This is a genomic window from Streptomyces wedmorensis, assembly GCF_000716445.1.
Classification (GTDB): domain Bacteria; phylum Actinomycetota; class Actinomycetes; order Streptomycetales; family Streptomycetaceae; genus Streptomyces; species Streptomyces wedmorensis.
On sequence record NZ_JNWK01000064.1, the window covers coordinates 26,944 to 41,246 of the forward strand.

Annotated in this window: 12 protein-coding genes; 3 read left to right on the top strand and 9 right to left on the bottom strand. The window is 73.1% G+C overall.

What is annotated here, in order from left to right:
* Positions 1–53: 53 nt before the first annotated feature.
* Together OO54_RS34680 and OO54_RS34685 are read right to left on the bottom strand one after the other, a co-directional pair.
* On the bottom strand, positions 54–674 hold the full coding sequence (locus OO54_RS34680; protein WP_033210561.1) for a DUF3017 domain-containing protein: 621 nt from the start codon (positions 672–674) through the stop codon (positions 54–56).
* A 1-nt stretch (position 675) separates the two neighbouring features.
* Entirely contained in the window at positions 676–1,536 is an 861-nt protein-coding gene (locus OO54_RS34685; RefSeq protein WP_033210563.1) for a bifunctional methylenetetrahydrofolate dehydrogenase/methenyltetrahydrofolate cyclohydrolase, read from the bottom strand.
* A 251-nt stretch (positions 1,537–1,787) separates the two neighbouring features.
* On the opposite strand from OO54_RS34685, the gene OO54_RS34690 reads away from it, so the two are divergent.
* Positions 1,788–2,378, top strand: a complete 591-nt coding sequence (locus tag OO54_RS34690) for a hypothetical protein (protein WP_033210566.1) — start codon at positions 1,788–1,790, stop codon at positions 2,376–2,378.
* A 72-nt stretch (positions 2,379–2,450) separates the two neighbouring features.
* On the opposite strand, the gene OO54_RS34695 is transcribed toward OO54_RS34690, so the two are convergent.
* The 3 genes from OO54_RS34695 to purN all read right to left on the bottom strand — a co-directional run bounded on the left by OO54_RS34695 (position 2,451) and on the right by purN (position 6,212).
* Positions 2,451–3,884: a DUF2079 domain-containing protein gene (locus tag OO54_RS34695; protein ID WP_399522932.1), complete on the bottom strand. Its 1,434-nt coding sequence runs from the start codon at positions 3,882–3,884 to the stop codon at positions 2,451–2,453.
* 158 nt (positions 3,885–4,042) lie between these two features.
* A complete protein-coding gene (gene purH / locus OO54_RS34700; protein ID WP_033210574.1) occupies positions 4,043–5,608 on the bottom strand; it encodes a bifunctional phosphoribosylaminoimidazolecarboxamide formyltransferase/IMP cyclohydrolase in 1,566 nt (521 codons plus the stop codon).
* Positions 5,583–6,212 carry a phosphoribosylglycinamide formyltransferase gene (gene purN, locus OO54_RS34705; protein WP_017239667.1) on the bottom strand — a complete coding sequence of 210 codons (630 nt, stop codon included), beginning with the start codon at positions 6,210–6,212 and terminating at the stop codon, positions 5,583–5,585. Before purN ends, purH begins: the two co-directional genes overlap by 26 nt.
* Positions 6,213–6,465: 253 nt before the next feature.
* Here purN and OO54_RS34710 point away from each other — a divergent pair, with 253 nt between their 5' ends.
* Complete coding sequence (locus OO54_RS34710; RefSeq protein ID WP_200146772.1) at positions 6,466–7,260, top strand: hypothetical protein; 795 nt, start codon at positions 6,466–6,468, stop codon at positions 7,258–7,260.
* 5 nt (positions 7,261–7,265) lie between these two features.
* Here the strand turns inward: OO54_RS34710 and OO54_RS34715 are convergent, their stop codons facing one another.
* Positions 7,266–8,918: a cell division protein PerM gene (locus tag OO54_RS34715; RefSeq protein ID WP_033210580.1), complete on the bottom strand. Its 1,653-nt coding sequence runs from the start codon at positions 8,916–8,918 to the stop codon at positions 7,266–7,268.
* 119 nt (positions 8,919–9,037) lie between these two features.
* Between OO54_RS34715 and OO54_RS34720 the strand changes: the two genes are divergently transcribed.
* Positions 9,038–10,450, top strand: coding sequence for a helix-turn-helix domain-containing protein (locus OO54_RS34720; RefSeq protein ID WP_033210582.1), 1,413 nt, complete (start codon positions 9,038–9,040; stop codon positions 10,448–10,450).
* Positions 10,451–10,529: 79 nt separating this feature from the next.
* Here OO54_RS34720 and sucD read toward each other — a convergent pair whose 3' ends face one another.
* The 3 genes from sucD to OO54_RS34735 form a co-directional block, all read right to left on the bottom strand.
* Positions 10,530–11,414 (bottom strand): succinate--CoA ligase subunit alpha, encoded by an 885-nt coding sequence (sucD, locus tag OO54_RS34725; RefSeq protein WP_015035673.1) that lies wholly within the window; start codon positions 11,412–11,414, stop codon positions 10,530–10,532.
* A gap of 19 nt (positions 11,415–11,433) precedes the next feature.
* A complete protein-coding gene (gene sucC / locus OO54_RS34730; RefSeq protein ID WP_033210588.1) occupies positions 11,434–12,612 on the bottom strand; it encodes an ADP-forming succinate--CoA ligase subunit beta in 1,179 nt (392 codons plus the stop codon).
* Positions 12,613–13,065: 453 nt separating this feature from the next.
* The gene (locus tag OO54_RS34735; protein WP_033210590.1) at positions 13,066–14,211 is read right to left on the bottom strand and encodes a VWA domain-containing protein; all 1,146 of its coding nucleotides are present in this window, start codon (positions 14,209–14,211) and stop codon (positions 13,066–13,068) included.
* Positions 14,212–14,303 lie beyond the last annotated feature (92 nt).

A 14,303-nucleotide genomic window follows, 5' to 3' on the forward strand; every position in this document is an offset into this window, starting at 1 on the left:
GCGCCCGCCCTCCCACGGGGGAGAGGGCGGGCGCCGTCGTGAGGTTCGCCGGGTCAGGTGACCGTCAGGTGGAGCACGTCCTCCAGGAACGGGATCCGCAGCCAGGGCTCCGGCTGCGCCATCAGCGCGAGGAACACGATCAGGGCGCCCATCACCCCGTACGTGATCATGTCCGTGAAACGGGACCGGACGGCCAGCATGCCGACCGACGGCAGGGCCCGGCGCAGCACGGCACCGACGAGGAGCGCGGCCCCGACCAGGATCACCCCCACCCGGAAGGCCTTCGGGAACGGGTCCGTGCCCACCACGACCAGACCGATCCCGGCGAGGCCGAGAACGGTGAGCAGCGGCCACTGCCGAGCGGGTGCCGGAGCGTCGCCGGGCGCCGCCCGGCCGCCGCCCTCGGGCCGCGCGGTGTCGGTGGTGAGGGTCGGCGCCGGCCGCTTCCACGGACCGCTCTTCGCCCCTGCCTCCGCCGCCGCGCCGTCCACCGTTCCGGAAGCGGTGTCCCCGACGCCCGAGGTCCCGGCGCCGGTAACCCCGGCGCCCGGATCCCCGGAGCCGGAGGCGCCCGAGGTCGCGGAGTCCGGCGTCCCGGGACCGGTCGCCTCGTCCGTCGCCGTGTCCGCCGCCCCGGCCGGGTTCCCGGGTGTCCCCGGGGTCCCGGAGGTCACGTCAGAGCGCCGCGGCCGCGCGCTCGGCGGCCTCGACGACGTTGACGAGGAGCTGCGCGCGGGTCATCGGGCCCACGCCGCCCGGGTTCGGGGAGATCCAGGCGGCCACCTCGGCGACGCCGGGGTCCACGTCGCCGAGGATCTTGCCCTCTCCGTTGCGCGAGACGCCGACGTCGAGGACGGCGGCACCCGGCTTCACGTCCTCCGGCTTGATGAGGTGCGGCACGCCGGCCGCCGCGACGATGATGTCGGCGTTGCGCAGGTGCGCCGAGAGGTCCCGGGTGCCGGTGTGGCACTGGGTCACGGTCGCGTTCTCGGAGCGGCGGGTCAGGATGAGCGGCATCGGACGCCCGATGGTGACGCCGCGGCCGACGACGACGACCTCGGCACCGTTGATCTCCACGCCGTGGGCGCGGAGCAGGGTGACGATGCCGTTCGGCGTGCAGGGCAGCGGGGCGGGCTCGTTGAGCACGAGTCGGCCGAGGTTGGTCGGGTGCAGGCCGTCCGCGTCCTTGGCCGGGTCCATCAGCTCCAGGATGCGGTTCTCGTCGATGCCCTTGGGCAGCGGGAGCTGGACGATGTAGCCGGTGCAGGCGGGGTCCTCGTTGAGCTCCCGAACGACCGCCTCGATCTCCTCCTGGGTGGCGGTGGCGGGCAGCGTGCGCTGGATCGAGGCGAGCCCGACCTGCGCGCAGTCGCGGTGCTTGCCGGCCACGTACTTCTGGCTGGCCGGGTCGTCGCCGACCAGGACGGTGCCGAGGCCGGGCGTGATGCCCTTCTCCTTGAGGGCCGCCACACGGACGGTCAGATCGGATTTGATCGCGGCTGCGGTGGCCTTGCCATCGAGAATCTGGGCGCTCATGGAGACATCCTCCCGGATGACCCCCGCCTTGTTCCAATTCGCTCCCGCCGAGGCCACCGTCATCCGGAGCGACAGGTTGCACTTGCACAACTCCACCACGTATCGACTGGACAAGGAGTCGACGGTGCGACGACGATGATCCGCGCAGTACCGCGGAAAGTGCCGGGGGGAAATCCGCTGAAATGCCGTGAAAGTCCTCCGCGCGGGCCGCGTCGTCCCCGCACAGAGAAAATTCACGGAGGAAACCCGCGATGAGCTTCGGTGACCCGAACAACCCCTACGGCCAGCAGGGCCAGGGCCAGCAGCCCGGTTACGGCTACCCGCAGCAGGCCCCCCAGGGCGTGCCCCCGCAGCAGGGCGGCTACGGCTACCCGGCCGCCCCGCCGGTCTCCCCGTACGGCGGCTACCCGGCAGGCCCGACCGAGATGCCCGGCGGTGTGAAGGCCGCGCGCGTGATGCTGTGGATCCTGGGCGCCTTCAACCTGATCGGCGGCATCGCGATCATCGGTCTGTCCTTCGCGGTCGACAGCGAGCTGGAGAAGTCGGGCGCCTCGTCGGCCGACGCCGAGGCGTTCGCCGACTTCGGTCAGGGCATCCTGATCGTCGCGGGCGTCATCTCGCTGGTCTTCGCCGCCGTCGGCATGGTGCTGGCCGCCAAGTTCCGCTCCGGCGGCAACGGCATCCGCATCGGCTCGATCGTCTACGGCGCCATCGGCGCGCTGTTCAGCCTCTTCTCGCTGCCGCTCGGCATCGTCAGCCTGGCCCTCTCCGTCCTGGTCATCGTCTTCGTGGCGAAGTCGGACGGCGCGGCCTGGTTCAACCGGAACAAGCAGCAGTACTGAGCACGAACCCGTGAGGGGCCGGGTTCCGCACCGAGAGGCGCGGAACCCGGCCCCTCCGCCGTTCCCTCCGGGTCACACCCGCTTGAGCACCGCGAACCCGTCCGATCGGTACGTGATCTCGTACCGCGCCTCCGGATGCAGTTGCGAAGCCAGCTGCGCCGGGTCGGAGACCTGCTGCCCCCAGCCGCGCAGGTCGAACGCGAGGTAGTCCGGGGTGGCGCCCTTCGAGGTGCCCACCCAGTAGACCCGGTGGTCCGCCGTGAGGTGGGCGAGGAGCGAGACGTCCGCCTCGACGCTCGCCCCGTCGGGGACCGCGTCCACCGCGGCCCGAGCCTGCTCGGCCCGGACGTCCGTGGCGTACGTCTCCGACTTCAACAGCTCCCGGAGCGGCAGGTTCGCGGCCAGCACGAGCGCGACCGCCGTCGCGACGGGGACGACGACCTTCCCGTACGAGGCGAGCCAGGCCCGCGGCGAGGTGCGCACGGAGCGGGCGGCGTCCACGAGGGCCAGGAAGACGATCGGCATGAGGATGGCGCTGTAGTGCCAGTGCATGCCCCAGTGGTTGGCGTCCTGGGAGAGGAACCGCCAGCCGAGGGTGGGCAGGACGAGCAGGATCAGCGGGGAGCGCAGGGCCAGGAAGCCGGTGATGGCGAGCAGGTAGAAGACCATCTCCCACCGCTCCCCCGAGGCGAGCGCGTCGCCGATGACCTGCCCGAACGAGGTCTCGGCGCCCTGACCGGTCTTCTCGATCTTCGACCAGTAGTCGTACTGGCCGAGCGAGCTCGCCGCCGGGATCAGCACGAGGACCGTGAGGGCGAAGGCCGCCGCTCCGAACCCGGCCAGGGCGGCGCCCAGCCGCTTCTGCCCCTTCAGGAAGAGGACCGCGCCGACCATGGCGACGGTGAGCCCCATGTCCTCCTTGACCAGGACCAGCGGGACGGACCAGGCGACGGCCGCCGTCCAGCGGCCGAGGATCAGGGCCCGGCAGGTCAGGGCGAGCAGCGGGACGGCGAACGCGATCTCGTGGAAGTCGGACTTGACCGCCTCCTGGAGGCCCCAGGACAGCCCGTACGCGACGGTGAGCCCGATGCCGGCGGCGCGGCTGCCCAGGACCTGCTGGGTGGTGCGGCCCACGACGACGGCGGACGCGGCGAAGAGCGCGGCCTGGCCGAAGAGCAGCGAGACCGGCGAGGGCCAGATCCAGTACAGGGGCGCGAGGAGCGCGGTGACCGGGCTGAAGTGGTCCCCGAGTATGTGGAAGCCGGGGCCCTTGATGTCGACGACGGGCGCGCGGAACTCGGCGTACGCCCGGACGGACTGCCCGAAGATCCCGAGGTCCCACGAGGGGGTCCTGAAGTGCGTGTACTGGACCCAGGAGTAGAGGAAGTACAGGCCGCACAGGACGCCCGCGAGTATCAGGTACGGGCGCAGGGGCGCCGGGGAGAGGCCGTCGGACGGCTCCGCGCCGGTGGTCTCCGCAGCGGGCCTGTTCAGTACGTCCAACACCACGTCCCCCAGCACCGGCGGCCGACAAAAGAGCAACCCATTAGACCAGAGTCCACCCGTTCGGCGGATCCGCCCACAGGAAGCCCACGGGAAGCCCACGGGCTGCTCCGGGAAGCCCACAGGGCCCCTCCCGGAGGAGGGGCCCTGTGGGATCACTCTCAGTGGAAGAAGTGGCGGGTGCCGGTGAAGTACATCGTGACGCCGGCCTGCTTGGCGGCCTCGACGACCTGCTCGTCGCGGACGGAGCCGCCGGGCTGGACGACGGCCTTCACGCCGGCCGCGGTGAGGATCTCCAGGCCGTCGGGGAAGGGGAAGAAGGCGTCGGAGGCGGCGTAGGCGCCGCGCGCCCGCTCCTCGCCGGCGCGCTCGACGGCCAGCTTGGCGGAGTCGACGCGGTTGACCTGGCCCATGCCGACGCCGACGGAGGCGCCGTCCTTGGAGAGGAGGATCGCGTTGGACTTGACCGCGCGGCAGGCCTTCCAGGCGAAGGACAGCTCGGCGAGCTCGTCGGCGGACAGGGCCTCGCCGGTCGCGAGGGTCCAGTTCGCCGGGTCGTCGCCTTCGGCCTGGAGGCGGTCGGTGACCTGGAGGAGGGCGCCGCCGTCGATGGGCTTGACCTCGACGGGGTTGGCCGGGGCGCCCTCGGCCTTCAGGACGCGGATGTTCTTCTTCTTGGCGAGGATCTCGACCGCGCCGTCCTCGTAGCCGGGGGCGACGATGACCTCGGTGAAGATCTCGGCGACCTGCTCGGCCATCGCGACGGACACCGGGCGGTTGACGGCGATGACGCCGCCGAACGCGGACAGCGGGTCACAGGCGTGCGCCTTGCGGTGGGCCTCGGCGACGTCGGCGCCGATCGCGATGCCGCACGGGTTGGCGTGCTTGATGATCGCGACGCAGGGCTCGGTGTGGTCGTACGCGGCCCGGCGCGCGGCGTCGGTGTCCGTGAAGTTGTTGTACGACATCTCCTTGCCGTGCAGCTGCTCGGCCTCGGCGAGGCCGCCGGTGCCGTCGACGTAGAGCGCGGCGCCCTGGTGCGGGTTCTCGCCGTAGCGCAGGACGTTGTTGCGCGTGTAGGTGGCGCCCAGGAAGTCGGGGAAGCCGGAGTCGTCGGCGGCGGCGTAGTCGTCGGCGAACCAGGAGGCGACGGCCACGTCGTACGCGGCGGTGTGCTGGAAGGCCTCGCCGGCGAGGCGCTTGCGGGCGGTCAGGTCGAAGCCGCCGGCCTGCACGGCCGCGAGCACGTCGGCGTACCGCTCGGGGCTGGTGACGATGGCCACGGACGGGTGGTTCTTGGCCGCGGCGCGGACCATGGACGGGCCGCCGATGTCGATCTGCTCGACGCACTCGTCCGGGGTGGCGCCGGAGGCGACCGTCTCGCGGAACGGGTAGAGGTTCACGACGACCAGGTCGAAGGGCTCCACGCCGAGCTCGGCGAGCTGCTCGCGGTGCGATTCGAGGCGCAGGTCGGCGAGGATGCCGGCGTGCACGCGCGGGTGGAGGGTCTTGACGCGGCCGTCCAGGCACTCGGGGAAGCCGGTCAGCTCCTCGACCTTGGTGACCGGCACGCCCGCGGCGGCGATCTTCCCGGCCGTGGAGCCGGTGGAGACGAGCTCGACACCGGCCTCGTGCAGACCGCGGGCCAGCTCTTCGAGCCCCGTCTTGTCGTAGACGCTGACCAGCGCGCGGCGGATGGGCTTAACGGTGTCCGTGTTCACCGACATGAACCTTTCGTCCCTCAATGCGATAGCCGTGCCGGGCGAGGCGCCCCACGACGTCGACGAGCAGCGAGCGCTCGACTTCCTTGATGCGCTCGTGGAGAGCGTCTTCATCGTCCTCGTCCCGCACCTCGACCACGCCCTGGGCGATGATCGGGCCGGTGTCGACACCGTCGTCGACGAAGTGGACGGTGCATCCGGTGACCTTCGCGCCGTACGCGAGGGCGTCGCGCACTCCGTGGGCACCGGGAAAACTGGGCAGCAGGGCCGGGTGGGTGTTGACCACGCGGCCGTCGAAGCGGGCGAGGAACTCCTTGCCGACGATCTTCATGAAGCCGGCCGAGACGACGAGGTCCGGCTCGTGGGCGGCGGTGGCCTCGGTCAGGGCGCGGTCCCACTCCTCGCGGGTGGCGTGGTCCTTGACCCGGCACACGTAGGTGGGCAGCCCGGCGCGCTCGGCGCGCTCCAGGCCGACGATGCCGTCGCGGTCGGCACCGACGGCGACGACCTCCGCTCCGTACCCCTCGGGGTCGGCGGCGATGGCGTCGAGGAGGGCCTGCAGATTGGTACCGGACCCGGAGACCAGGACGACGAGGCGGGCGGCAGCCACTGGGTCACTACTTTCCGTGGTGTTTGTACGGTCGTACGAACGAATCGTGCCCCTCGATACGGGGAACCCTACGAATGGCTCGACCGTCAGCAACGATACCGGCACACGGGACGGCCCCCACGGGACGGGGGCGGAGCAGGGCGGTAGCGTCAGGGTCCGACGCCTGGCGATCAGCGCAGAGCGGCGGACGAGACAGCAGTGGAGACCACGGATGCGGCCGTGGTCGCGACGACAGAGGGAAGACGTTCAGCAGATGCCGGAACGCCAGTCCACGAACGACGACAACCCGTTCGCACCGCCGCCCGAGGGGCGCCCCGACCAGCCGTGGCAGCCGCGGCGGCCGGAGGGTTCGGACGACGACGCGTCCGGGAGCCCGGACGCGTCGGGCCCGTCCGACGGCCGCTGGAGCCCGCGCCAGCCCGGCCCCTCGACGGACGGCTTCGGTCGCGGTCCGGAGCGGCAGGGCGGCGGCCAGGGCGGACCGGAGGGCGGTCCCGGCCAGAGCGGGCCCGGGCGTCAGGGGCTCCGCTGGGACCCGACGGACCCGGCGCAGCGGCGGGCGCGGTACGCGATCCTCGCGGGCATGTGGGCCTTCTTCTTCGCCATCTTCGACATCCCGGAGCTGGCCCTGCTGCTCGGCGCCCTCGGCCTCTACTGGGCGATCAGCTCCCTCCGCGCCAAGCCGAAGCCGGCGGCCGATCTGTCGCCGACATCACAGCCGGCGTCCCAGGCCTCGGGACAGGTCCCCGGCCAGGTCCAGGGTCGGACCGGCGGAACGGCCCCCGGTCAGGGGCCGCTGCCGGGTCAGGCCTCCGGGCAGGGCGCGTCCGCGGCGGGCGCCCCGCTCCGCTCGATGCGCACGGCCGCGATCAGCGGTCTGGTCGCGGCGAGCGTCGCCCTGATGATCGTCGCGGTCGGCTTCACCATGCAGGTCGTCTACCGCGACTTCTACGAGTGCCGTGACGACGCCCTCACCCACGCGGGCCAGCTCGCCTGCAACGACCTCCTCCCCAAGCCGCTGCGCGCGGGCTTCGGCGTCCGGGAGTAGCGCGCTCAGGGGGTGTCCGCGGGCGGCGGGACCTCCGGCTCGACGGTGGCCCGAGCAGGGCCGGCAGCCCGCTCCGGCGTGCCGTCGGAGGACGGGGCCGGGGGCCGGACCGGGTCGAGGTCCGGGGGGACGGCCGAGGGCCGGGCCGAGGCCCGGAGCGGGATCGGGGGCGAGGGCTCCCAGGCCGCCGGGAGGTAGTCGTACGGCTCGTAGCCGGAGTCGTCGTCGAGGTCGGCGAGGTCCTGAGCCGCGGCTTCTGCACCGCGGGGCCGGTCCGCGGAGGACTTCCGGCCCGCGACCCCGGCCGACCGGCCCGGGGTGGAGGCGCCGGAGGACGCGGTGCGGGCCGACCGGCCCGGGGTGGAGGCGCCGGAGGACGCGGTGCGGGCCGGGATGCCGCTCGCCGCGGCGGGGCCCGGCACGGACGCGCCGCCGGACGCGGGGGCCGACACCGGCAGGTTCTTCGGGCGCGGGACGCGACGGCCCCAGGCCCGTACCGCAAGCGTCGTGGGGACGCCGAGACAGGCGCCCCAGAGCACCGTCGCGGCGCCCGCCTGCCACCAGACGGGACCGAAGGCCGAGAGCCGGCCGCTGCCGAGCGGGCCGCCCGCGGCGGCGGCGAGGACCGCGACGGCCGCCCCGCAGCCCCAGGCGGCGCCCAGGGCCGTGAGGGCGGCGTCCCGGGCCGCCCAGGTCCGCGCCGCACGGCCCACGCGCCCGCCCTGGACGGCGGCGGCGGCCAGCGGGGCGGCGACGGCCAGCCAGTGGACCCAGGTGCCGCGCCCCTCGGCGGGCAGTGCGGCCAGCAGCGGGAAGGGCGGTACGGCGGGGTCGCCGACGAGGCCGAACGGGGTCGCGAGGGCGCCCGTGCCGAGGGTGAAGCCCGGCCCGAGCCCGTACGCGGCCCCCCAGACGGCCGTGTTCGGCAGCAGCGCCAGGACCAGCAGCAGGACGGCCACGCGCCCGGACCACTCCCCCGCGAGGCCCGTGAAGACCGCCTGGGCCTCTCCCGCGTGCCAGGCCAGCGAGACGGCCGCTGCGACCGCTCCGCCGCCGAGCAGCGTGACGAGTCCGAGCCCGGCCGCGCGCAGGGCGGCGGCCGTGTGCCGCCCGCCGGGGAGAGGGCGGCCGAGCGCCGTCCAGACCCCGGCCCCCGCCGCGCCCACGACGACGCCGGGCAGCCAGAGCCCGGCCGTGATCAGGTCGGCCGCCAGCGGGCCGCTCTCGCTGTAGACCACGATCACGGCCGCGACCAGCAGGTACCCACCGGCGACCGACGCCACGGCGCCGCTCGCCGAGGTGCGCGGACGGCCGTCCCCGTCCGCCGCGTCGAGGGTGTCGCGGGCGGCCCGGTGGACGAGCCAGACGGGCAGGGCGACGAGGAGCATCGGGACGACGCCGAGGGGCGCGGGCAGGCCCGACAGGGTGTCCGTGCGGACCAGGTCCACCCCGTGGGCGAGCAGCCAGAGTCCGGCGGCCAGGTGCAGCACTCCGCCGGGGCCGCCGTCGGGGTACGGGGAGCTGATCCAGGCCGCGGTCACCAGGACCGCGAGCCCGCCGAGGCCGAGCCCGGCGGCGACCCCGCCGCGGACGCAGGCGGTGGCGAGCGCGGCGGAACGGCCGCCCTGGACCAGGGGGTGCTCGGTCACGTGGGTCACGGGATCATGCTGCCAACGACACGCGCTTTTGCGACGTAACAGGCAAAGTTCCGTTGTGTCGCTCAAGATACGTTTATGTACTTTTCCGCCCAGAGAAGCGCTGCGGGAGGTCGACACCGATGAGCCGGAGCACCGCGGATTCCGCCCCCTCCGACACCCTGCCGCCCCCGAAGGAGCGGCGCAGGTTGCGCGAGGCCCTCGCTCTCAGCGAGGAGCAGGTCGCCGAGGCCATGGGCGTCACGAAGGCCACGATCAAGGCCTGGGAGACCGGGCGCTCCGCGCCCCGCGGCCGCAAGCGCGAGGCGTACGCGAAGCTGCTCGGCGCGTGCGACGAGCACGACGCACCCTCCGCTCCGGAGCCCCAGGGGCCCGCGCCGACCCCCACGACGGAGTCCACCCGGACGGCCGCGCGCGCCCCGGAGGCGACCGGCGCCGGCACCGGCACCGGCACCGGCACCACGACGCCGGGCACGACGCCGAAGCCGGCCGGCACCCCGGCCGCGACCGGCGGCCCGGCCACGCCGCTCACCGCCTCGCCCAACGTTCGCCCGAAGGCCGCGGTGAAGCGGGCCGCCAAACCGCCGAAGGCCCCGTCCCCCGCCCCCGCGATCGCCCCCTGGCCCGCCCGCAAAGCCACCCAGAGGCCGCAGGAGCGCCTGAAACCGGTGGCGGCGGAGGAGACCCGGCCGGTGCCCGCACCGGAGGCCCCGGCGGCCGCTCCCGCGGTGCCGGGCCTCACTCCCGAGGAGGCGTTCGACGCCCTCTACGCGTACGCCGGACCCGGCCTCGTCCACCAGACCTATCTGCTCACCGGGCGCCGGCGGCTCTCCCGCGAGGCCGTCGAGCACGCCTTCCACCACGCCTGGGACCACTGGCCCGAGGTCGCCGTCGACGCCGATCCGGTGGGCTGGGTGCGGGCGGCGGCGTACGAGTACGCCCTCTCCCCGTGGCACCGGCTGCGCCGCGCCCACAAGCACCCCGACACCCCGCCGACCGAGGCGAGCCGGCGGACCCTGCTCGGCGCGCTCCTCGAACTCCCGCCGGCGTACCGCCGAACCGTCCTGCTCTACGACGGACTCGGCCTCGACCTGCCCGAGACGGCGGCCGAGACCGAGGCGAGCACCCCCGCCGCCGCCAACCGGCTGCTGCACGCCCGCACCGTCCTCGGGCAGCGGATCCCCGAGCTCGCCGAACCCGAGGCACTGCAGCGGCGGCTGAGCGAGCTGGTCGCGGAGGCCCCGACGGCGACCCTCCCGGCCGCCCGCACCGTCCGGTCGGGCAGCGAGCGGCGGGGCCGCACCTGGGTGCGGGCGGTGCTCGGGGTGACGGCGGTCCTCATCGGCGTCACGGGTTTCGCGGCCGCGACCGCGCCGACCCACTACATCCCGGTCAACGCCCCCGGCGAGACCGTCAACGGGGTGCCGGTGCGCGGCGGCCCCCAGAAGCTCCGCCCCGAGGACCTGGAACTCCGCGACAGGCTGCGCTCCGAGCCCCACCCGGGCCCCGAACGCCTGGTCCCGACGACCGAGTAGCCGCCGTACGCGAAAGGGCCCCGCCCTCGCCCGGATGTCCGGGCGGGGGCGGGGCCCTCGCGTACAGCTACCGCTGGTGTCAGCCCGCGAGGATCGCGCGCGCCAGCTTGGCCGTCTCGGTCGGCGTCTTGCCGACCTTGACGCCCGCGGCCTCAAGGGCCTCCTTCTTCGCCTGGGCGGTGCCGGAGGAGCCGGAGACGATGGCGCCGGCGTGGCCCATGGTCTTGCCCTCGGGCGCGGTGAAGCCCGCGACGTAGCCGACGACCGGCTTGGTGACGTTCGCCTTGATGAAGTCGGCCGCACGCTCCTCGGCGTCGCCGCCGATCTCACCGATCATGACGATCAGGTCGGTGTCGGGGTCCGCCTCGAACGCCGCGAGGGCGTCGATGTGCGTGGTGCCGATGACCGGGTCGCCACCGATGCCGACGGCGGACGAGAAGCCGATGTCACGGAGCTCGTACATCATCTGGTACGTCAGCGTGCCGGACTTCGAGACCAGGCCGATGCGGCCCGGCTTCGTGATGTCGCCCGGGATGATGCCGGCGTTGGACTGGCCCGGGGTGATGAGACCGGGGCAGTTCGGGCCGATGATGCGGGTCTTGTTGCCCTTCGCCTGCGCGTACGCCCAGAAGGCGGCGGAGTCGTGGACCGCGATGCCCTCGGTGATGACGACGGCGAGGGGGATCTCGGCGTCGATCGCCTCGACCACGGCGGCCTTCGCGAAGGCCGGCGGGACGAAGAGGACCGAGACGTTGGCGCCGGTCTCCTTCATCGCCTCGGCGACGGAGCCGAAGACCGGGACCTCGGTGCCGTCGAAGTCGACGGTCGTGCCGGCCTTGCGCGGGTTCACGCCGCCGACGATGTTGGTGCCGTCACCCAGCATGAGCTTGGTGTGCTTCATGCCCGTGGCACCGGTCATGCCCTGGACGATGACCTTGCTGTCCTTGGTCAGGAAGATAGCCATGGTGTTCTGACCTCGTCCCTTACTTCGCAGCCGCGAGCTCGGCGGCCTTGTCGGCCGCGCCGTCCATGGTGTCCACGCGCTGCACGAGCGGGTGGTTCGCGTCCGACAGGATCTTGCGACCCAGCTCCGCGTTGTTGCCGTCGAGGCGCACGACCAGCGGCTTGGTGACCTCTTCGCCCTTGGAGGCGAGGAGCTCCAGGGCCTGGACGATGCCGTTGGCGACCTCGTCACAGGCGGTGATGCCGCCGAAGACGTTGACGAACACGGACTTGACGTCCGGGTCGCCCAGGATGATCTCCAGGCCGTTCGCCATGACCTCGGCGGAGGCGCCGCCACCGATGTCGAGGAAGTTGGCCGGCTTCACGCCGCCGTGGTTCTCACCGGCGTACGCGACGACGTCCAGGGTCGACATGACCAGACCGGCACCGTTACCGATGATGCCGACCTCGCCCTCGAGCTTGACGTAGTTGAGGTTCTTGGCCTTGGCGGCAGCCTCGAGCGGGTTGGCTGCGGCCTTGTCCTCGAGCGCCTCGTGGTCGGGCTGACGGAAGTCGGCGTTCTCGTCGAGAGACACCTTGCCGTCCAGGGCCAGGATGCGGCCGTCCTTGGTCTTCACCAGCGGGTTGACCTCGACGAGGAGCGCGTCCTCGGCGACGAAGGTCTTCCACAGGGTCACCAGGGCCTCGGCGACACCCTCGGCCACGTCGGCCGGGAACTTCGCCAGGGCCACGATCTCGCGGGCCTTCTCGATGTCGACGCCGTCGACGGCGTTGACCGGGACCTTCGCGAGGGCCTCGGGGGTCTTCTCCGCGACCTCCTCGATGTCCATGCCGCCCTGCACCGATGCCATCGCGAGGAAGGTGCGGTTGGTGCGGTCGAGGAGGTACGAGACGTAGTACTCCGCCTCGATCTCCGGGGACAGCTCGGCGATCATCACCTTGTGGACCGTGTGGCCCTTGATGTCCATCCCGAGGATGTCCGTCGCGCGGGCGACGGCCTCGTCCGGGTTCGCCGCCAGCTTCACGCCGCCGGCCTTGCCGCGGCCACCGACCTTCACCTGCGCCTTGACGACCGACTTGCCGCCAAGACGCTCGGTGGCCTCGCGCGCCGCCTCAGGCGTGTCGATGACTTCACCGGCCAGCACCGGTACACCGTGCTTGGCGAAGAGGTCCCTCGCCTGGTACTCGAACAGGTCCACGCGCGTCCGTCCCTTTTCTGATGATCGCGGTTCGTTGTCTGCGTGGGCGTGCCGCGAAGGGCAACGTGACTGCGCTGTCACAAGGGAGGCGTGCACGGAGTCCGTGGACGCGGCATGTCCGTCTCGCAGGTTATCCCCGTGGGACGTAGGTCCCTAAATCGCAGGTCACAACCGAGCGGTGATCCGGGTCACAGAACGTAGGGAACACGGGGCGGTCCGTAGGGGGTCCCGGGTACCGACGTGCGGCGTTCGCGGCAGGCGGGGCCTGGCCTCCGGGCCCCTCACGACGCGCCCGGATCCGGGGTGAGGGCCGCTCGGGCCCTTGTGTGATATAGGACTCAGTCGCCTCTCACACACCCGTGCGGGTGGTCCGCCGGCTGCGGATTCCGCACCCGCGGGGGTGGTGCCGGGTTGCGGATTCCGTACCCGGGGCCGCTCGCGGCGTGGTAGCGGTCAGGTCGCCGGTATCGGCAGGGGGCGCTTCTCCAGAGCCGCCGCCATGATCTCCGGGAAGAGGTCGGGGGTGCAGGCGAAGGCCGGGGCGCCGAGCTCGGCGAGCGCCGCCGCGTGGTCGCGGTCGTAGGCGGGCGCGCCCTCGTCGGAGAGCGCGAGCAGCGCCACGAACTGGACGCCCGCCGCCTTCATCGCCGCGACCCGCTTCAGCATCTCGTCGCGGATCCCTCCCTCGTACAGGTCGCTGATGAGGACGACCACCGTGTCGGCGGGCCGGGTGATCCGGGACTGGCAGTACGCGAGCGCGCGGTTGATGTCGGTGCCGCCACCGAGCTGGGTGCCGAAGAGGACGTCGACCGGGTCGTCGAGCCGGTCGGTCAGGTCGACGACGGCGGTGTCGAAGACGACGAGCCGGGTCGCGATCGACCGCATCGAGGCGAGGACCGCACCGAAGACGGAGGCGTGGACGACGGAGGCGGCCATGGAGCCGGACTGGTCGATGCACAGCACCACCTCCTTCTTCACCGCTTGTGAGGCGCGCCCGTGGCCGACGAGCCGCTCGGGGACGACCGTGCGGTGCTCGGGCAGGTAGTTCTTGAGGTTGGCGCGGATCGTCCGGTCCCAGTCGATGTCCCGGTGGCGGGGGCGGCTGATCCGGGCGGAACGGTCCAGCGCACCGGTGAGCGTGGCCCGGGTGCGGGTGGCCAAGCGCTTCTCCAGGTCCTCGACGACCTTCCGCACCACGGCCCGCGCGGTCTCCCTGGTCGTCTCCGGCATGGCCTTGTTCAAGGAGAGCAGGGTGCCGACGAGGTGGACGTCGGCCTCGACGGCCTCCAGCATCTCCGGCTCCAGGAGGAGCGTGGCCAGGCCGAGCCGGTCGATCGCGTCGCGCTGCATGACCTGGACGACGGAGCTGGGGAAGTACGTGCGGATGTCGCCGAGCCACCGGGCGACGGAGGGCGCCGAGGCCCCCAGCCCCGCCGACCGGTCCCGCCCCCTGCGGTCGCCGCCCTGCCCCTTGCTCTCGTACAACGCGGTGAGCGCCCCGTCCATCGCCGCGTCGGTCCCCGCCAACACCCGCCCGGTCCCGTCCGCCTCCCCTCCCCCCAGCACCAGACGCCAGCGGCGCAGACGCTCGTCGTCCACGACGCGATCCGCCGCGACGCGGCCGCCGGGACCGGTTTCGGTGTCGGGGCCGCTGGGGCTGGGGGCGGGGACGCCGGGGCTGGGGTCGGGGG